Origin of the sequence: Bradyrhizobium manausense (assembly GCF_018129685.1) — a bacterium.
Lineage (GTDB): Bacteria > Pseudomonadota > Alphaproteobacteria > Rhizobiales > Xanthobacteraceae > Bradyrhizobium > Bradyrhizobium manausense_D.
Map to the genome: position 1 here is coordinate 132,401 of NZ_JAFCLG010000009.1, position 18,096 is coordinate 150,496.

Sequence of the window (18,096 nt, forward strand, 5' to 3'; positions counted from 1 at the left end):
TTGCCGGGGGATTTTTGCGCTACGCTTCCCTCGGGGTTTCCCAATCGCCAGTGGCTTGCCGATGAATCTGCTCGATCCACAAGGGCCGGTGGCTGCCGCCAACAGCACCATCCTGGTCGATTCCGTCTTCATCATGCTTGCGATCGTGGTCCCGACCATCGTCGCGATCCTGGCGTTCGCTTTCTGGTTTCGCGCCTCCAATTCGAGGGCGCGCTTCCAGCCCGACTTCGTCCATTCGGGGCGGATCGAGATCGTGGTGTGGTCGATCCCCGCGCTGACCGTGATCCTGCTTGGCGGGGTCGCCTGGATCGGCGCGCACCAGCTCGATCCCGCAGCGCCCGTGCCGGGTACCGGAAGCCCGGTGCGGATCCAGGCCGTCTCGCTCGACTGGAAATGGCTCTTCATTTATCCGGATCAACGTATCGCCACCGTCAACACGTTGACGGTGCCGGCCGGCGCCGAGCTGAATTTTCAGCTGACGTCGTCGAGCGTGATGAACACGTTCTTCATCCCGCAGCTCGGCAGCATGATCTACACCATGAACGGCATGGTCACCAAGCTGAACCTGCGCGCCGACAACGAGGGCAAGCTTCAGGGCATGTCGGCGCATTTCTCCGGCGACGGCTTTCCCGACATGCTGTTCGATGTCGTTGTGATCTCACCGCTCTCGTTTCCGGATTGGGTGGCGAGCACGGCGAAGACCAACGCCGTGCTCAACGAGGAGAGCTACAAGAAGCTGATGCAGCAGGGCATCGAGAAGAGCAGATTGACTTTCCGCCTCGATGATCCCCGCCTGTTCGATCTGATCGCGACCCAGCACATTCCTCCAGGCCCCGGCCCGGAGTTGATGTCGGACGCCAGCCGGACGCACAGTGGAGGCGATCATGCTCGGTAAGCTCGATTGGTCGGCCATCCCGTTCGGCCAGCCAATTCCCCTGATCGCCGGCGGCGTGGTGCTGGTCGGGGTCCTCGCCGTACTGATGTGGGTCGTGGTGAAAGGGCATCTGCCCTATCTTTGGCACGAATGGATCACCAGCGTCGATCACAAGCGCATCGGCGTCATGTACATCCTGCTGGCCTCGGTGATGCTGCTGCGCGGTGGCAGCGACGCCATCATGATGCGAATCCAGCAGGCGATCGCCTTTCAGTCGCAGGGCTATCTGCCGCCGGAGCACTACAACCAGATCTTCTCCGCGCACGGCACCATCATGATCTTCTTCGTGGCGATGCCGTTCGTGATCGGGCTGATGAATCTGGTGGTGCCGTTGCAGCTCGGCGTGCGCGACGTCGCCTTCCCGACGCTGAACTCGGTCGGCTTCTGGCTGACGGCGACCGGCGCGCTGCTGGTCAATCTCTCGCTCGTGGTCGGCGAGTTCGCCCGCACCGGCTGGCTCGCCTTTCCGCCGCTGTCGGAATTGTCCTATTCGCCCGGGGTCGGCGTCGATTACTACGCCTGGTCGCTCCAGATCTCCGGCGTCGGAACGCTGGTCGCGGGCATCAATCTCGTCACGACGGTGCTGAAGCTGCGCACCAAGGGCATGAACTATCTGCGCATGCCGATGTTCTGCTGGACCACGCTGGCGTCGAACCTGCTGATCGTCGCGGCCTTCCCGATCCTCACCGCGACCCTCGCGATGCTATTGCTCGATCGCTACCTCGGCTTCCACTTCTTCACCAATGAAGCCGGCGGCAACGTGATGATGTTCATGAACCTGATCTGGGCCTGGGGCCATCCGGAGGTCTACATCCTGGTGCTGCCGGCATTCGGCATCTTCTCGGAGGTGGTCTCGACCTTCTCCGGCAAGGCGTTGTTCGGCTATCGCTCGATGGTGCTCGCCACCATGGCGATCTGCGTCATCTCCTTCATGGTCTGGCTGCACCATTTCTTCACGATGGGCGCGGGGCCCGATGTCAACGCCATCTTCGGTATCGCCAGCATGATCATCGCGGTGCCGACGGGGGTGAAGATCTACAATTGGCTATTCACGATGTATGGCGGCCGGATCCGCTTCGCGACGCCGATGCTGTGGGCGGTCGGCTTCATGGTCACCTTCATCATCGGCGGCCTGACCGGCGTGCTGGTCGCGGTGCCGCCCGCGGATTTCATGCTCCACAACAGCATGTTTCTGGTGGCGCACTTCCACAATGTCATCATCGGCGGCGTGCTGTTCGGCGCCTTCGCCGGCTTCGAATACTGGTTTCCGAAGGCATTCGGCTTCCGCCTCGACGAGCGCTGGGGCAAGCTGGCGTTCTGGTTTACCTTCTCAGGCTTCTACATCACCTTCGTGCCGCTCTATGTCGCCGGCATGCTCGGCATGACGCGGCGCATGCAGCATTATGACGTCGCGGAATGGCGGCCGTGGATGATCGTGGCGGCGATTGGCATGGCCGTGCTGTCGATCGGCGTCATCTGCCAGATCATGCAGCTCGTCGTCAGCATCCGAAATCGCGAGGCATTGCGCGACCGCACCGGCGACCCCTGGGACGGCCGTTCGCTGGAATGGGCGACCTCGTCGCCGCCGCCGGTGTTCAACTTTGCCTTCCACCCCGACGTGCGTGGTGAGGACGCTTATTGGGACATGAAGGTCCACGCCCGGAAGCAGGCGCTCGAGCATGCTGTGCCCGAATATCACGACATCGAGATGCCCCGGAATTCGCCGACCGGCTTTGTTTGCGCCTTCTTTGCCACCGTCATGGGCTTTGCGCTGATCTGGCATATCTGGTGGATGGTGATCCTGGGCGCCATTGGCGCGTTCGCGACCTTTGTCGTGTTCGCCTGGCGTGACCACGACGAATACGTCATTCCGGCCGCGGAGGTCGCGGCGATCGACCGCGTCAATCTCGAGGAACGGCGCAGCCTCGTCAGCATGGCGGGGGCGGTCTGATGTCGATGACCGCAACAGCCGGCCACACCCATGCCGATCCCCATCAGATCGGGCGGGTCGTCGAGCACACCGGGCCCGCGCCGAAACGCATCGTGACCGCCTACGGCTTCTGGATCTTCCTGATCTCGGACATCGTGATGTTCTCCTGCTTCTTTGCGGCCTATGCGGTGCTGGTCGATCAGACCGCTGGCGGCCCCAAGGGCTCCGAGATTTTCGACCAGCGCAATGTCGCGATCGAGACGGTCTGCCTGCTGCTGTCGAGCTTCACCTGCGGCATGGCGAGCATCGCGGCCGACGAACACAACCGGTTCTGGTTCTACCTTGGCATGGCTGTGACCTGCGTGCTCGGTCTGATCTTCCTTGCCGTCGAGTTCCGCGAATTCGCCGATCTCGTCGCGCGCGGCTACGGTCCCTCGCGCAGCGCGTTCCTCACCTCGTTCTTCTCGCTGGTCGGGTGCCATGGTCTGCATGTCTCCGCCGGCGTCTTGTGGCTCCTCACCATGATGGCCCAGGTCTTTGCCAAGGGCTTTCGCGCCGATATCCTGCGGCGGATGCGGTGCTTTGCGCTGTTCTGGCATGCGCTCGACATCATCTGGGTCGGGGTGTTCTCCGTGGTCTACCTGCTTGGGAGTGGCGCATGAGCGACCGGACAGATGCTCCGATCGAGCACGATCTTGCACCTGGCGAGGAAGCGCAACACACCGTCGGTGAACGGATTCTCGGCTACGTCGTCGGCCTTGGTCTCGCGCTGCTTCTCACAGCAACGTCGTTCTTTATCGCCGGCACCAATCTGGTCTGGCAGCCGTCCATTCCGGTCGCGCTGATCGTCCTCGCGATCGCGCAGATGGGCGTGCATCTGGTGTTCTTCCTGCACATCACGACGGGGGCGGACAACACCAACAACGTGCTGGCGCTGGCGTTCGGGCTGCTGATCGTCTTCCTGGTGGTCGGCGGCACCGTGTGGATCATGGCGCATCTCAACCAGAACATGCCGCCGATGGATCAGTTCATTCGCATGCACAGCTAGAGCGTGATCCGGAAAAGTGTGCAGCGGTTTTCCGAGAAGACCATGCTCAAACAGCAAACTAAAGCGCGATGACGATTCAACCCGATCTCATCGCGCTTTGGACCGGCACAAAAAAGAAGAGCCGCTTGTGAGTGACAAGCGGCCCAAGTCTAGGGAGGAAACGCCCGAGCAAAGACCATCCGATGAGGATTGTCCGCCAAGGGAACGCACGCGCGAAGCGCTTGCGTGCACATATAGGTGCAGCAACTCCCGTTTCAGTTCAATTCCGGATCATTACTGTCTCCGGCTACCACTCACGGCCGCGTGAACCAAATATTCACTTTGGCCGGCGGCAATTGTAGGCCTTGCGGAAGCCCGAGGCCTGCGCGTCGTCTTCCGAGCAGAACCAGCGATCCGGCTTGGTGGTCGCGGCGTAGCTCGGGCAACCCCTCAAGTGATAGATGCCGATGTTGCCGGTGACGCGCGCGCGCACCGCGAGCTTGCCCTTGATCGCGCAGCTCGGCGGCGCGGTCAGCTCCTCCGGAAACAGCACCGCGCGGATTTCTTTGTCGCGGTCGGCGCGGCAGGCGGAGCCAAGCAGGGTGCCGTCCTTCTTGCCGGTGCGAAATTCTTGCGGTGCAACAAAGCAGCCTTTCCAGATGCCGGCCGAGGCTGTCCTCGCCTCCGCTGCCGCCGGCTTGACGTTGGCCTTGATGGGCTCGCGCGCGATGGCAAAGCCCAGCTTGAGCAACTGCTCGTTCAACGAGACCTTGTCGCCCTCGACCGTGCAGATCGCACGATGGCGCTTGCCGAAGTTCTTCTCGGGGCCGACATCGTCACAGCGCACCGGCTTGCCGCCGATCAGCTTGGTGAGCTGGTCGCGGGCCTCGATGCCGCAGGTCCAGGGATCGGCGTGGTCGTCGATGCAGACCTGGTCGAGTTCGGGTGCGTCGACACCGTCGAGCCGGTAGGTGACGTCGCCAAGCTGGATCGAATTGGCATCCCGGACCATCGCAGCCGCAGTCAGCGCGGCGACGGGGTGGCAGGTCCCCAGAAATCCGGACAGAGCGAGAAATAAAACGAGCGCGAACGCGCGGGTGGCGGCCAATGAATTCCTTGGGGACATAACTTCTCGCTATCGATTGCTCTTGCCCCCGTTCCTAGCATCCGGACGTCGCGAGACCAATGGTCTGCGCTGTGCGAAGTGCGACATTCGCCCGCCAGCCTTTACTCGCCGGCCGGTCTGCCCCTATCGTTCGGGGTGCAGATCAAGCCGGCAAGGCCGAATCGCCCGGGAAGCGGCGAGGGCAGGAGGAAGACGTTTTGACCAAAGACCCCGTGGACGTCCTGATCATCGGCGCCGGCGCATCAGGCGCGGCGGTGGCATGGTCGCTGGCCGAAACCAAGATGCACATTCTCTGCCTGGAGCAGGGCGGCTGGATGAACCCCGCGGAATATCCCAGCACGGGCCGCGACTGGGAGGCCAAGTTCTACGGCGAGTGGTCGTCGAGCCCGAACATCCGCGCCCGGCCCGAGGACTATCCCGTTAACGACGACAATTCGCCGATCAAGGTCGTGAACTATAACGCCGTCGGCGGCTCGACGGTGATGTACACCGCGCACTGGCCGCGGCTGCATCCCTCCGATTTCAAGGTGAAGACGCTCGACGGCGTCGCCGACGACTGGCCGATCGATTACGACGCGCTGACGCCGTTCTTCGAGGAGAACGACCGCATGATGGGCACGTCGGGCCTGTCCGGCGATCCGCTGTCGCCGCTGACGCATCCGCCGATGCCGCAACAGCCGATGGGATTGTCCGGTGCCATCATCGGCAAGGCCATGAACAAGCTCGGCTGGCACTGGTGGCCGTCGGATACGACGGTCGCGACCACGGACTATGAGGGCCGCGCGCGCTGCATCAATCTCGGCCATTGCACGCCGGCCTGCGCGCAAGGCGCGAAGTCCTCGACCGACATCACGTATTGGCCGCATGCGGTTCGCGCCGGTGTCGAGCTGCGCACGCATTGCCGGGTGCGCGAGATCACCACCGACGAAAACGGCATGGCCACGGGCGTGGTCTACTACGACAAGGACGGCGTCGAGCAGTTCCAGCCGGCGCATGTCGTCATCATCGCCTGCAACGGCGTCGGCACGCCGCGCCTGCTGCTCAATTCGAAATCCGATCGCTTCCCGAACGGCCTTGCCAACTCATCGGGCCTGGTTGGCAAGAATTTGATGTTCCACCCCTATGCGCAGATCTACGGCTATGTGAAGGAGCCGACTGACAGCAACCGCGCACCGCCGACCTGCCTGTGGAGCAAGGAGTGGTACGACACGGACCTCTCGCGCGGCTTCGTGCGCGGCTACGGCGTCCAGTTCGTGCGCGGCGCAGGGCCGGTGTTCGAGGCTGTGGTCAGCGAGCAGAAGGGTATTCTGCCGTGGGGTGAGGACCATCACCGCGTCTTCCGCAAGCTCAACGGTCATCGTCTCGGGTTCTCCGCGATCTGCGAGGATCTGCCGGAAGAGCACAACCAGGTCACGCTCGACCCGGTGTTGAAGGACAGCCACGGCATTCCCGCACCGAAGATCGACTACACGATCTCCGAGAACAGCCGGAAGATGATGGACCACGCGCTCGCCCGCGGCCGGGAGGTCCTCGAAATGGCGGGCGCGACCGATATCTGCGTCAACTCACCGATCCCCTGGGGCGGCTGGCATCTGCTGGGCACGGCGCGGATGGGCACCGATCCGAACAAATCCGTCGTCAACGAGTGGGGCCGCGCGCATGACGTGAAAAACCTCTTCATCGTCGATGGCAGCATTTTCGTCACCTCGGGCGGTGTGAATCCGACCTCCACCATCCAGGCCCTCGCGCTCTACATCGCCGACCAGATGAAGCAGCGCCTCGCCAATCTGTTCGACTGAGGCCGTCATGTCCGCAGACAATTCGCTTACACGCGCTCAATGCAATGACCTCCGCACCGTCGCGGCGATGATCGTGCCCGCCAGCGACGAATACAAAGTCCCTGGCGCCGATGATCCCGCCATCCAGGCCGATATCTTGGCGACGCTCGGCCGCGACACCAGATTGGTGGCGGTGGCGCTGGATCATCTGGCGCGGCTCGCCGGCCAGCCGCTTGCCGAGCTCGATGCCGAAAGGCGCGACACGGTAGCGCGGGAGTTTCGCAGGAGTGGCGGTGCGGCCGCCGCAACGCTCACTCGCGTCGTCCTGCAATGCTACTACCGCGACGACCGCGTGCTGCGTTCGCTCGGGCTTGAGCTGCGCGCGCCATTCCCCAAGGGCTACGTGCTCCCGGATGGCGATTGGTCGCTGCTGGATCCCGTCAAGGCGAGGGGCGGCACGCTGCGGCGGGCGCCGACGATCTAGGTGCTATAATACCGTCAGTAGACGTGGCAAACGACGTCCGGGTCAGACTGGGTGCGTTCGTATTCGGGCTTCTGAAGCTGTTCCTCGATGAACTGATCAAAGGCATCGGCACTGATTGCTTTGTTGTCCCGAGAAGGCGATGCTTGAACTCGCTCCCGAGTCTTGTGGGAACTCTTGCTTATGGTCTTTGGGGACATGGGGCTCGCCTTAAACGCGTTGAAGACAGCTATATTAACAAACCATTAAAGAGATGTGAATCGGTAGAGCGTGATTTATGTTGGAAAGAATTGAGTTTCCCGAGCTTTTCTTCGGTCTCGTTGCGCCAATAGGTGTTGACCTCGGCGAAACTGTCCTTCCGTTGAAGACACTGTTGGAAGGATTCGGATACCAGGTCGTTCCAATCAAGGTAACAAGTCTCTTCCGAGACATTGGTTATTGCGATGTCAAGCTCTACGACAAGCCGAGCGAGGAAAGGTTCAAGAGCTACATCGAGTTCGGGAATCGCCTCCGAGAGATTTCCGATGACAAGGCGATCTGCGCGTCACTTGTGATCGATCAAATTGCGAAGAGCAGGGGGGAGGACCCAAAGACACGACGCCATAGCGAAAAGCGTGCTTACATAATTCATCAGTTCAAGCGCAAAGAGGAAATTGACCTCCTGCGCAGCGTCTACGGCAAGCTCTTTTTCCAGATATCAGTTTACTCATCCAAGGGTGAGCGAACAGACGCTTTTGCTCAACGCATTGCGCGCGATCACAAGAGCACGGATCTAGATAAATACAAATCCGTCGCAGATCAATTGATCAAGCTGGACGAAGACCAAGAAGAAGACGACAACGGTCAGCGGGTAAGAGACGTCTTTCATCTCGCCGACTTCATTATCAACATTGATATTCCCGTCACTCAGTTTGAACAGCTTGAGCGATTCATAAAGCTCATCTTCGGGGCTACAAATCTGTCTCCTACGCCTATCGAATATGGAATGTATATGGCAAAGGGCGCATCTCTGCGCTCGCTAGATTTGTCTAGGCAGGTAGGAGCCGCGATATTCTCTAGGCGTCATGAGGTTATCACTCTTGGGTGCAACGAGGTTCCAAAGGGCGGCGGTGGCACATATTGGGCAGATGATGATGGTGGAGGCGATGCTCGAGATTTTAAGTGGGGCAGCGACCCTAATGATGAGAAAAAGCGTTCGCTGATCCTCGATTTGTTCGAGCGCCTGAGCGATAGCGGTATGATGGAAAAGGAGTGTGTGGAAAAAATCGACGACATGCTTCAGCATGCTGCCGTCAAGGACTCTCAACTGATGGACATCATCGAATTTGGTCGCATACTTCACGCTGAGATGTCTGCCCTTATGGATGCCGCTCGGCTAGGCCGCCCAGTGCAAGATGCGACCCTGTTTTGCACTACGTTTCCTTGTCACATCTGCGCCAAGCACATTGTTGGGGCAGGAATTGACACTGTGTATTTTCTCGAACCTTACCCAAAGAGTGCAGCGTTTGCGCTCCATCCCGATTCCATCGAAGTGGAAGGCTCGTCACGTGTTCACTACGCGAACTACAGGAAGACGAAGTTCACTCATTTCTTTGGAATCTCCCCGAGACGATATCGAGACTTCTTTGAAAAATCGCTACGCAAGAATAAAGCTTCCGGCAGGGCTCAAGAATGGCTCGGTCCGAAGAACGAGCCTCGTCCGATCCTAGATGTGAAGGTTGCGATCTACTTGCCTTTGGAAAAGTACGTTGAAGATGCGCTTCGAAAAAGTAAGGCTACCGCAATAGAAGCTCTGGAGGTTGCGCGTACTGTCAAGAAGGCTTTGGACGATGAAGAGGCTGAGCCAAGGCGTCCAAGGAAGCGAAAAGCAGCGGTACGAGCGCGAAGTGAGAGTAGCCGACTGAGAAAACGACGATAGGAAGCTCAAGCTCGGCTGTGTGGCGAGACCGTTCGCTCCGATGTTGGCGGCACGCTGGGCCTCGCGCCCTAGCCATCTGGGCAGTCCAGCCTTGCACCCCCGGGAAGGTCTGAAGACGGCCGATCGCTGACAGCCTGCGAAAATGACGATCGGCGGGATGATGCCATCGTACTCCTGTTTTGCCCGACGGGTCAAACGATATTCGGAAAATGGAAAATCAGCACGGCGTAGATTTCTTCAATGATTTGTACTGTGCATGGGGTTGTTTTCGCGCTTCGTGCACCTTGCACCTGATCGGACAGGCCACCATCTGTGTGAGCCTCAAGGACTTTTGCCATGCTGGACTTCACTTCGGATATCGTCGATGACGCCTCGTCATCGCGAACGACAGGATCTGCCCCGGTCGATGACCGGGCCTTGCTGGACGCCTATTCCAATGCCGTGATCGACGTCACCGACCGGGTCGGTCCCGCCGTCGTGCGTGTCGAGACGGGACCAAAGACGCTGAACGGTCGCGAACGTGGTGGGCTTGGTTCCGGCATCGTGATTTCGCCGGACGGGCTCGTGCTCACAAATAGCCATGTGGTCGGTTCTTCCAAGGAGATCCGGCTGCGGGACGTCGAAGGCCATGTCGGCGATGCCCGCGTGCTCGGCGTCGATCCCGATACGGATCTGGCGCTGCTGCGCGCCAATGGCGTGCGCGACTTGCCCTATGCCGCGCTCGGAAACTCCAAAACCCTCAAGCGTGGCCAGCTCGTGATTGCGATCGGCAATCCGCTCGGTTTTGAATCGACCGTCACGGCCGGCGTGGTCTCCGCGCTCGGGCGCTCGATCCGCTCGGTCAGCGGCCGCACCATCGAGGACGTGATCCAGACCGATGCCGCGCTCAATCCCGGCAATTCCGGCGGGCCGCTGCTGTCGTCGAATGCCGAGGTGATTGGCATCAACACCGCCATCATCAACGGCGCGCAAGGCATCTGCTTTGCGGTCGCCAGCAACACCGCGCAATTCGTGCTGTCGGAGATCATCCGCCATGGCTATGTCCGCCGCGCGTTCATCGGCGTCGCCGGGCAGACCGCACCGGTCCCGCGGCGGCATGCGGTGCTGGCCGGTGTCGAGAACAGGATGGGCGCGCTGCTGATGCAGATCGAGCAGGACGGCCCCGCGGCGAAGGCGGGCTTGTTGCCCGGCGACGTCGTGATCAAGCTGGATGGTGTCGACATCAATGGCGTCGATGATCTGATCCGTGTGCTCGACCGTGACCGGATTGGTCGGCGGCTTGCGATGGACGTGCTGCGGCGTGGGCAGCTGAGGGCGTTCGAGATCGATCCGATCGAGCGGAAGCCGCAGCGCTAGCTGCGGGCCCGCAGGCGGGGTATGACGGTGTCATGCCTCGTTTCCGGACCCTTGCCGCATGATGCCGTCCCAGGACACCTACGACGTCATCGTCATCGGCGCCGGTGCCGGCGGCATGACGGCAGCGGCGGTTGCGGCCGCCGAAGGTCTGCGCGTGCTGGTGATCGAGAAGACTGCCTTTGTCGGCGGCACCACGGCGTGGTCTGGCGGCATGGTCTGGATTCCCGCTAATGCCAGGATGAAAGAGGCGGGGCTCTGCGACAGCGTCGCCGATGCCGTCCAGTATCTCTCGAGCACGGCGCCTGAAGCCGCCAATGCCGGACTGCGCGCCGCTTTCCTCGCGCGCGGGCCGGAGGCACTTGCCTATCTCGAAGCCAATACGCAAGTGCGCCTTCAGCCAGTGAAGGTCTATCCGGACTATTATCCGGAAAGGCTGGGCGCGACATCGGGCGGCCGCGTCCTGGAGCCGGTTGCGTTCGATGGCGCGCGGCTCGGTGCAGCGTTCGCGCGGCTGCGCGCGCCGCTGCCGGAGTTCACGCTATTCGGCGGGATGATGGTCAACCGGCTCGATATCCCGCATCTGCGCCGGATCGGAAAATCGCTGCGCTCGACGCTGCGCGCGGCGCGGCTGGTCTCGGCGTACGCCTTGCAGCGGCTGCGCAGCCCGCGCGGCACGACGCTGCATCTCGGCAATGCGCTCGCCGCCCGGCTGTACGCTTCGCTGCTGGCGCGCCAGGTCGAGATCCTCTTCAGTGCCGATGTCGAGGATCTGTCGATGCAAAGCGATCGCGTCAGCGGCGTGGTGATCCGGCACGGCTCGCGCGATCGGCTGATCGCCGCGCGCCGGGGCGTCGTGCTGGCGACGGGCGGTTTCTCGCACGATGCCACGTTGCGTAAGCGCTTTTTTCCGTCGGCCGCCGGATCTGTCTCGGCGACCAACACGGCAGGCACGGGCGACGGGCTTCGACTCGCGGTGACGGCCGGTGCTGCGCTCAACACGGAGGCGACCAGTCCGGCCTATTGGGTGCCGGCGTCTCTCTTTCGCCGCGACGACGGAAGCCGAGGCGTCTTCCCGCACACGGTCACCGATCGCGCCAAGCCCGGCGTGATTGCCGTCAACGCCGCAGGGCGGCGCTTCGTCAACGAGGCGCTGTCCTACCACGAGTTCGTGCTCGCGATGCTGCGCGACAGCAGCGGCGAGCCGGAGCGGCCGTTCCATCTGGTCTGTGATCGCCAGTTTCTGTGGCGCTACGGCCTCGGCCGCATCAAGCCCTTCACGTGCCGTGTGCGGCGTTACGTGGCGAGTGGTGAGTTGATCGAGGCTCCGGATATCGCGGAGCTTGCGGCCAGGATCGGCATCAAGCCGTCGACGCTGACCGCGACGATTGCCGGTTACAACGCCGAGGCGAAGGAGGGCCGCGATCCCGAATTCGGCCGCGGCAGCACCATCTACCAGCGGCATCTCGGCGATGCCGCTCACAAGCCCAACCCTTGCGTCGCGCCGATTGCTCGCGCGCCGTTCTTCGCGATGCGCATCTACCCCGCGGATCTCGGCACCGCGATCGGCATGAAGGTCGATGCGCAGGCGCGCGTGCTCCGCGAGGACGGTACGGCGATCGCGGGGCTCTATGCCTGCGGCAACGACATGGGTTCGATCATGAACGGGAATTATCCGGGGCCGGGGATCACGCTCGGGCCGGCGCTGACGTTTGGGTACATTGCGGGGCGTCATTTGGCGGAGGGGACGGCGGCCAGCACGGCCCTGATTTCAGTCTAGCGATTCCCGCCGTTGTCATGCCCCGGCTTGACCGGGGCATCCAGTACTCCGCAGCTTATCAGCTCAATCACGACCCTCTCGGCGTACTGGATCGCCCGGTCAAGCCGGGCGATCACACCGAGTGGGTTGCGTGGCCTTCGTCTACTCCGCCGCTGCCGCAAAACGGCTGTTCTCGAGCTCTGATTCCAGCCGCGCCTTCTCGGCCGCCGCCAGCTTGATGTTGGCTTCCTTGACGTGTCCGAAGCCGCGGATCGTCTCCGGCACACGCGCGAGCCGCGTCAGCAGCGGGATCTGCTCCGCCTTTAGCCCGGACATCCGCTGATCGATCATGCCGAGATAGTCCGCAACCAGCCGCCGCTCGGTCCGGCGCTCCTCGCTGCGACCGAACGGATCGAACACGCTGCCACGCAGGAATCTCAGCTTGGCCAGCACACGGAAGGCGTGGATCATCCAGCCGCCGAATTCCTTCTTCTGGAGATGCCCGGTCGTCTTGTCGCGCCGCGCGAAGATCGGCGGTGCCAGGTGAAACTTCAGCGAGAAGTCGCCATCGAATTTCTCCGACACCTTCTTGGCAAAGCTGCCGTCGGTGTAGAGCCGCGCAACCTCGTACTCGTCCTTGTAGGACATCAGCTTGAACAGGTTCTTCGCGACGGCCTCGGTCAGTTCGGTGGATGCGGGCGATGCGGCGCTCTCCGCCTTGCGCACCTTGGCAACGGCTGAGAGATAGCGATCCGCATAGGCCTTGTCCTGATAACCCGTCAGGAACTCCGCGCGGGTTGCGATGATGTCGTCGAGCGACTTCGTCGGCGCGCTCGCCCGGTTCCTGAACTGGAGCACGCTGCGCACCCGCGACATGTCGTGGGCGGCCAGGCGTCCCCAGCTGAAGGCGAGCTTGTTCATCTCGATCGCGGCGCCGTTGATCTCGATGGCGCGGAGCAGAGCCTCCAACGACAGCGGGATTGCGCCTCTCTGGAAGGCGAAACCGAGCATGAAGGGATTCGTGGCGATGCTGTCGCCCATCAGGGCCGCGGCGATGCCTGTGGCGTCGATGATGTCGAGGTTCTTGTCGCCGACGGCATCGCGCAGCACGGTCTGCATTGTGCCCATCTCGAAGTCGATGTCGGGGTTTTGCACGAAGCTCGCGGTCGGCTGCAAATCGGCGTTGATAAAGGCCTTCGTCACGCCGCGCTCGGCGCGGCTGAGTGCGGCGGGGCCGGCCGAGACGATCATGTCGCAGCCGAGGATGACGTCGGCGCCGCCCGTGGTGATGCGGACGGCGGAAATGTCCTCCGGCTTCGGTGCGATGCGGACATGGCTCATCACCGCGCCGTTCTTCTGGGACAGGCCGGTGAAGTCCAGCGCCGAGCAGCCGCGGCCGTCGACATGGGCCGCCATGCCGAGCAGGGCGCCGATGGTGATGACGCCGGTGCCGCCGATGCCGGTGACGAGGATATTGTAGGGCGCCTCCAGCTCGCGTGCGGGCGGCAACGGCAGATCGGCGAACAACTGGCCGGAATCCACCGCCGAGGTCTTCATCCGCTTCAGCGAACCGCCATGCACGGTCACAAAGCTCGGACAAAAGCCTTCGACGCAGGAAAAGTCCTTGTTGCAGTTCGACTGATCGATTTGGCGCTTGCGGCCGAACTCGGTTTCGAGCGGCTGCACCGAGACACAGTTGGAAGCCTGCGAACAATCGCCGCAGCCTTCGCAGACAAGCTCGTTGATAAAGGCGCGCTTGGCGGGATCGGGATAGAGGCCGCGCTTGCGGCGGCGCCGCTTTTCGGCGGCGCAGGTCTGGTCGTAGATCACGACAGTGAGGCCCTTGATGTCGCGCAACTCGCGTTGCACGGCATCGAGCTCGCGGCGATGATGGATTGTCGCGCCTTGCGGGAAATAATTGCCCTCAGGATATTTGGCGGGATCGTCCGAGACGATCGCGAGGCGCTTGACGCCTTCGGCCCAGACCTGATGCGCAATCTGCGCGACGTTGAAGGCGCCTTCTGCAGGCTGCCCGCCGGTCATCGCCACAGCGTCGTTGTAGAGGATCTTGTAGGTGATGTTGATGCCGGCAGCGGATGCGGCGCGGAGTGCCAGCAACCCCGAATGCGTGTAGGTGCCGTCGCCGAGATTCTGGAAGATATGCTTCTCTGTGGTGAAGGGTGACTGGCCGATCCAGTTCACGCCCTCGGCGCCCATATGCGAGATCAGGTCGGTGCGGCGGGTCGGCATGCTCAGGGCCATGCCGTGGCAGCCGATGCCGGCCATGGCGCGGCTGCCTTCGGGGACCCGTGTGGAGGTATTGTGCGGGCAGCCCGAGCAGAAGAACGGCGTACGCGCGAGCTTGATCTGCGTCGAGGTGGTGACGGGATTGTCGAAGGTCTCGAGGCGGGCGAGGCGCTGCTCCAGCACCGGGCTGTGATGGCCGAGCTTGCGAAGCCGAGCCACCAGCGCGCCCGCAACGATGGTCGGCGTCAGCTCGCCCTCGCTCGGCAGCAGCGGCGCGCCGCGCTCGTCGCGTTTTCCCGTGACGGTCGGGCGCCGCGACGCATCGATATTGTAGAGGATGCGCATCAGCTGGTCTTCGATGAAGCCGCGCTTCTCCTCGACCACCAGCACGTCCTGAAGACCTTCGGCAAAACGCTTCGCGCCGCTTTCTTCCAGCGGCCAGGTCAGCGCGACCTTGTAGATGCGCAGGCCCAGATCCTGCGCGTCATTGTCCGTAATGCCGAGGTCGGCGAGCGCCTGGCGCAGGTCGAGATAGGCTTTGCCCGTCGCGATGATACCGAGCCGGGCGGGCCTGGAATCGAGCACGATACGGTCGAGCTGGTTGGCGCGGGCGAAAGCCTGCACCGCGGCCATCTTCGGGCCGAACAGGCGCTTTTCGGCTTCCAGCGGCGGATCGGGCCAGCGGATGTTAAGGCCGCCGGGCGGCATCTCGAAATCATCGGGCAGCACGATCTTGATGCGCTCGGGATCACTGTAGATGGAGGCCGAGCTCTCGACGGTCTCGCTGATCGCCTTGAAGCCGACCCAGCAGCCGGAGAAGCGCGACAGCGCAAAGCCGTAGAGACCGAGATCGAGGTAATCCTGCAGCGTCGCCGGATTGATCACGGGGATCAGCGCCGCCGCGAACACCTGCTCGCTCTGATGCGCCAGCGTCGAGGACTGGCAGCCATGGTCGTCGCCGGCGAGCGCCAGCACGCCGCCATTGAGCGAAGTGCCGGCGGCGTTGGCATGCTTGAGCGCATCGACGGAGCGGTCGACGCCCGGGCCCTTGCCGTACCAGATGCCGAACACACCATCGACCTTGGCGCCGGGAAACAGGCCGACCTGCTGGCTGCCCCAGACGGCGGTTGCCGCCAGATCCTCGTTCAGGCCGGGGACGAAGGCGATGTCGTGCTGCTGGAGGTGCGACTTGGCGCGCCACAGCGCGTGGTCGTACATGCCGAGCGGGGAACCGCGATACCCGGAAATGAAGCCGCCGGTGTTGAGCCCCTGCAGCCGGTCGCGTTCGCGCTGCAACATGGGCAGGCGGACCAGGGCCTGGGTGCCGGACAGAAAGATCCGCTTCGATTCGAGCCGGTATTTGTCGTCCAGCTCGACCTGCATCAGCGTCATTTCAGGAGTCCTTGTCGTCGCATCAAATGGGAATTTTGCGCCGCGGAAAGAGGGGCGACTTGCGAAGCGGGTATTGGCAGTCAAGGGCATGGAGCACCGAAGTCAATATCGCTGGCCGCATCCGTGGCGCTCCTGCTAGTCATGGCTGCCTGTGGAGGAGCCCATGACTGCAAACGCATTTGATACCGTGATCACCGAAACGGCCGAGGCTCTGATCGGACCGTGGCGCCAGCCGCGGCAGATGCTGCACGCGCAGGTTTACGACGCGCATGCGTCCATCCATGACGACGCCACCGCGCAGAAGCTCGGCTTCAAGGGTGGCACCATCGAAGGCCCGACGCATTTCAGCCAGTTCGCGCCTCTCGGCGCTCGGCTGTGGGGACAGGCTTGGTTCGAGAGCGGCTGCCTGTCAGCGCATTATCGCAGCGCCTGTTACGAGGGCGAGGAGGTGCAGGCGATCCTGTCGAAGCCGCTGCCGGGCACGAGCCAATGCCAGATCCAGATGGTGAAGCGCGACGGCACCGAGGTGCTGCGCGGCACGGCCTCTCTCGGCGAACCTCACGCGGCGACTGCGCTCGAGACACGGCTTTCCGAGCTCAAGCCGCTCACCGACCCGGTGATCCTCCGCGACGTGAAGGTCGCGCAGACGAGCAAGCGGCAGGCGGTGCGGATGGCGTTCGACCAGAACATGGGCGACCTCTATCCGTTCTCTCTGCGGCAGAAGCTCGCGGTCATCACCGAGAACTCGCCTTATTATTCGGGCGCAGACAATCCATGGGCGCGGGCGATCATTCCAATGGAGATGCTGAGTGTGCTCTTCCAGTACCGCTCCAAGGACGATCCGCTGCCGGCGAAAGGGCCGGCCGTCGGCCTGTTCGCCGACCAGGAGATCCGACTGATGAAGGGTCCGCTCTTCGTCGACGAGGAGTACGAAGTCGAGCGCGAGGTGGTCGCGCTCTCCGGAAGCCGCCGCACCGAGAGTGCCTGGGTCAAGACGCGGGTGTTCGACAATGCGGGCGCAATGGTCGCGACGATGCTGCTCAACATGGCGACGCTGAAGGATTCCTATGCGCCGTATGAGGATGAGTATCGTCAGCTGTATGGGGCCGGGCGGTAGGGGCAAGACGTTGCCGCACATGCTCCTCGTCATTCCGGGGCGCGCGTAGCGCGAGCCCGGAATCCATTTTGCCTCAGTCGTTGTCGCCCGATGAATTCCGGGCCCGACGTTTCGCATCGCCCCGGAATGACAACGGAGAGCGCTCAACCTTTGAGCAAATGCACGTCGCAAAGACGTCGCACAGGGAATAAGCAGCCGCCGTGCCGAGACGTAAGCTTCTGAGCAAGCAGCGAATTCCCTCGCTCCGCGCGCTCAATCGCTATTGTACACAATGGCACGGCGCTTGCAGAACTCTCCTCAACGAGAGTTCTCGCGGGGGGCCTGCGTCATGTTGAACTCAACCAAGTCGACACTGGGCGTCATCAGCGCCGAGCCCGAGCCGATCAAGCTCGACTGGTCGTCCACCGCGCTCGTCATCATCGACATGCAGCGCGACTTCATGGAGCCCGGCGGCTTCGGCGAGACGCTCGGCAATGACGTCAGCCAACTCGCCCGCGCGGTGAAGCCGATCGGTGCCGTGCTGCAAGCCGCGCGCGATACCGGCATGCTCGTCGTCCACACCCGCGAAGGGCATCTGCCTGATTTGTCCGACGCGCCGCCGGCGAAAGTCGAACGCGGCGCGCCGAGCCTTCGCATCGGCGATCCCGGTCCGATGGGGCGTATCCTCATCCGTGGCGAGGCTGGTCACGACATCATTCCGGAGCTTTATCCGCTCGACAGCGAAGTCGTGATCGACAAGCCCGGCAAGGGCGCGTTCTACGCGACCGAGCTCTCCGACGTGCTGGAGAAATACGGCATCGAGAATCTTCTGGTGTGCGGCGTCACCACCGAGGTGTGCGTCAACACCACCGTGCGCGAGGCCAATGACCGCGGCTATCGCTGCGTCGTCATCTCGGACGGCTGCGCATCCTACTTCCCCGAATTTCACGAGATGGGCCTGAAGATGATCAAGGCCCAGGGCGGCATCTTCGGCTGGGTCGCAAGCTCAGCCGCAGTCTTGGAGGCGATGAAGACTTCGACCACATAGGGGAATA

General features: G+C 62.6%; 14 protein-coding genes. 11 read left to right on the forward strand and 3 right to left on the reverse strand.

Going from position 1 to position 18,096, the window contains the following annotated elements:
- Positions 1-61: 61 nt before the first annotated feature.
- From JQ621_RS21895 to cyoD, 4 genes are read left to right on the forward strand one after another with little or no spacing between them, the layout of a single operon-like run.
- Complete coding sequence (locus JQ621_RS21895; RefSeq protein WP_212236745.1) at positions 62-895, forward strand: cytochrome ubiquinol oxidase subunit II family protein; 834 nt, start codon at positions 62-64, stop codon at positions 893-895.
- Positions 885-2,885, forward strand: a complete 2,001-nt coding sequence (cyoB, locus tag JQ621_RS21900; protein ID WP_212236746.1) for a cytochrome o ubiquinol oxidase subunit I — start codon at positions 885-887, stop codon at positions 2,883-2,885. The genes JQ621_RS21895 and cyoB overlap by 11 nt, the downstream gene beginning before the upstream one ends.
- Positions 2,885-3,526, forward strand: a complete 642-nt coding sequence (locus JQ621_RS21905; protein WP_212236747.1) for a cytochrome (ubi)quinol oxidase subunit III — start codon at positions 2,885-2,887, stop codon at positions 3,524-3,526. The genes cyoB and JQ621_RS21905 overlap by 1 nt, the downstream gene beginning before the upstream one ends.
- Entirely contained in the window at positions 3,523-3,912 is a 390-nt protein-coding gene (gene cyoD / locus JQ621_RS21910) for a cytochrome o ubiquinol oxidase subunit IV (RefSeq protein WP_212236748.1), read from the forward strand. Before JQ621_RS21905 ends, cyoD begins: the two co-directional genes overlap by 4 nt.
- A gap of 316 nt (positions 3,913-4,228) precedes the next feature.
- Here cyoD and JQ621_RS21915 read toward each other — a convergent pair whose 3' ends face one another.
- On the reverse strand, positions 4,229-5,017 hold the full coding sequence (locus JQ621_RS21915) for a thermonuclease family protein (protein WP_212236749.1): 789 nt from the start codon (positions 5,015-5,017) through the stop codon (positions 4,229-4,231).
- A gap of 197 nt (positions 5,018-5,214) precedes the next feature.
- Between JQ621_RS21915 and JQ621_RS21920 the strand changes: the two genes are divergently transcribed.
- The 3 genes from JQ621_RS21920 (at position 5,215) to JQ621_RS21930 (ending at position 9,194) form a co-directional block, all read left to right on the forward strand.
- Positions 5,215-6,816 carry a GMC family oxidoreductase gene (locus tag JQ621_RS21920; protein ID WP_212236750.1) on the forward strand — a complete coding sequence of 534 codons (1,602 nt, stop codon included), beginning with the start codon at positions 5,215-5,217 and terminating at the stop codon, positions 6,814-6,816.
- 7 nt (positions 6,817-6,823) lie between these two features.
- Positions 6,824-7,279 (forward strand): hypothetical protein, encoded by a 456-nt coding sequence (locus JQ621_RS21925; protein ID WP_212236751.1) that lies wholly within the window; start codon positions 6,824-6,826, stop codon positions 7,277-7,279.
- Positions 7,280-7,553: 274 nt separating this feature from the next.
- A complete protein-coding gene (locus JQ621_RS21930) occupies positions 7,554-9,194 on the forward strand; it encodes an anti-phage dCTP deaminase (protein WP_212236752.1) in 1,641 nt (546 codons plus the stop codon).
- A gap of 191 nt (positions 9,195-9,385) precedes the next feature.
- On the opposite strand, the gene JQ621_RS21935 is transcribed toward JQ621_RS21930, so the two are convergent.
- On the reverse strand, positions 9,386-9,532 hold the full coding sequence (locus tag JQ621_RS21935) for a hypothetical protein (protein ID WP_212236753.1): 147 nt from the start codon (positions 9,530-9,532) through the stop codon (positions 9,386-9,388).
- On the opposite strand from JQ621_RS21935, the gene JQ621_RS21940 reads away from it, so the two are divergent.
- Together JQ621_RS21940 and JQ621_RS21945 are read left to right on the forward strand one after the other, a co-directional pair.
- Complete coding sequence (locus tag JQ621_RS21940; protein ID WP_212236754.1) at positions 9,531-10,550, forward strand: S1C family serine protease; 1,020 nt, start codon at positions 9,531-9,533, stop codon at positions 10,548-10,550. The two genes, JQ621_RS21935 and JQ621_RS21940, sit on opposite strands and share 2 nt — an antisense overlap.
- A gap of 58 nt (positions 10,551-10,608) precedes the next feature.
- Entirely contained in the window at positions 10,609-12,327 is a 1,719-nt protein-coding gene (locus tag JQ621_RS21945) for an FAD-dependent oxidoreductase (RefSeq protein ID WP_212236755.1), read from the forward strand.
- 141 nt (positions 12,328-12,468) lie between these two features.
- On the opposite strand, the gene JQ621_RS21950 is transcribed toward JQ621_RS21945, so the two are convergent.
- Positions 12,469-15,945, reverse strand: a complete 3,477-nt coding sequence (locus JQ621_RS21950) for an indolepyruvate ferredoxin oxidoreductase family protein (RefSeq protein ID WP_212236756.1) — start codon at positions 15,943-15,945, stop codon at positions 12,469-12,471.
- A gap of 163 nt (positions 15,946-16,108) precedes the next feature.
- On the opposite strand from JQ621_RS21950, the gene JQ621_RS21955 reads away from it, so the two are divergent.
- Positions 16,109-17,062, forward strand: a complete 954-nt coding sequence (locus JQ621_RS21955) for a hypothetical protein (RefSeq protein WP_212236757.1) — start codon at positions 16,109-16,111, stop codon at positions 17,060-17,062.
- Between the two features lie 328 nt (positions 17,063-17,390).
- Entirely contained in the window at positions 17,391-18,089 is a 699-nt protein-coding gene (locus tag JQ621_RS21960) for a cysteine hydrolase family protein (RefSeq protein WP_212236758.1), read from the forward strand.
- Positions 18,090-18,096: the final 7 nt, after the last annotated feature.

Bases quoted from the DNA above. Each gene is read 5' to 3' on its own strand.
- JQ621_RS21925 (WP_212236751.1), top strand. From the start codon at position 6,824: ATGTCCGCAGACAATTCGCTTACACGCGCTCAATGCAATGACCTCCGC.
- JQ621_RS21945 (WP_212236755.1), top strand. From the start codon at position 10,609: ATGATGCCGTCCCAGGACACCTACGACGTCATCGTCATCGGCGCCGGT.
- JQ621_RS21940 (WP_212236754.1), top strand. From the start codon at position 9,531: ATGCTGGACTTCACTTCGGATATCGTCGATGACGCCTCGTCATCGCGA.
- JQ621_RS21950 (WP_212236756.1), bottom strand. From the start codon at position 15,945: ATGACGCTGATGCAGGTCGAGCTGGACGACAAATACCGGCTCGAATCG.
- JQ621_RS21895 (WP_212236745.1), top strand. From the start codon at position 62: ATGAATCTGCTCGATCCACAAGGGCCGGTGGCTGCCGCCAACAGCACC.
- cyoB (WP_212236746.1), top strand. From the start codon at position 885: ATGCTCGGTAAGCTCGATTGGTCGGCCATCCCGTTCGGCCAGCCAATT.
- JQ621_RS21935 (WP_212236753.1), bottom strand. From the start codon at position 9,532: ATGGCAAAAGTCCTTGAGGCTCACACAGATGGTGGCCTGTCCGATCAG.
- cyoD (WP_212236748.1), top strand. From the start codon at position 3,523: ATGAGCGACCGGACAGATGCTCCGATCGAGCACGATCTTGCACCTGGC.
- JQ621_RS21955 (WP_212236757.1), top strand. From the start codon at position 16,109: ATGACTGCAAACGCATTTGATACCGTGATCACCGAAACGGCCGAGGCT.
- JQ621_RS21930 (WP_212236752.1), top strand. From the start codon at position 7,554: ATGTTGGAAAGAATTGAGTTTCCCGAGCTTTTCTTCGGTCTCGTTGCG.
- JQ621_RS21915 (WP_212236749.1), bottom strand. From the start codon at position 5,017: ATGTCCCCAAGGAATTCATTGGCCGCCACCCGCGCGTTCGCGCTCGTT.
- JQ621_RS21960 (WP_212236758.1), top strand. From the start codon at position 17,391: ATGTTGAACTCAACCAAGTCGACACTGGGCGTCATCAGCGCCGAGCCC.
- JQ621_RS21905 (WP_212236747.1), top strand. From the start codon at position 2,885: ATGTCGATGACCGCAACAGCCGGCCACACCCATGCCGATCCCCATCAG.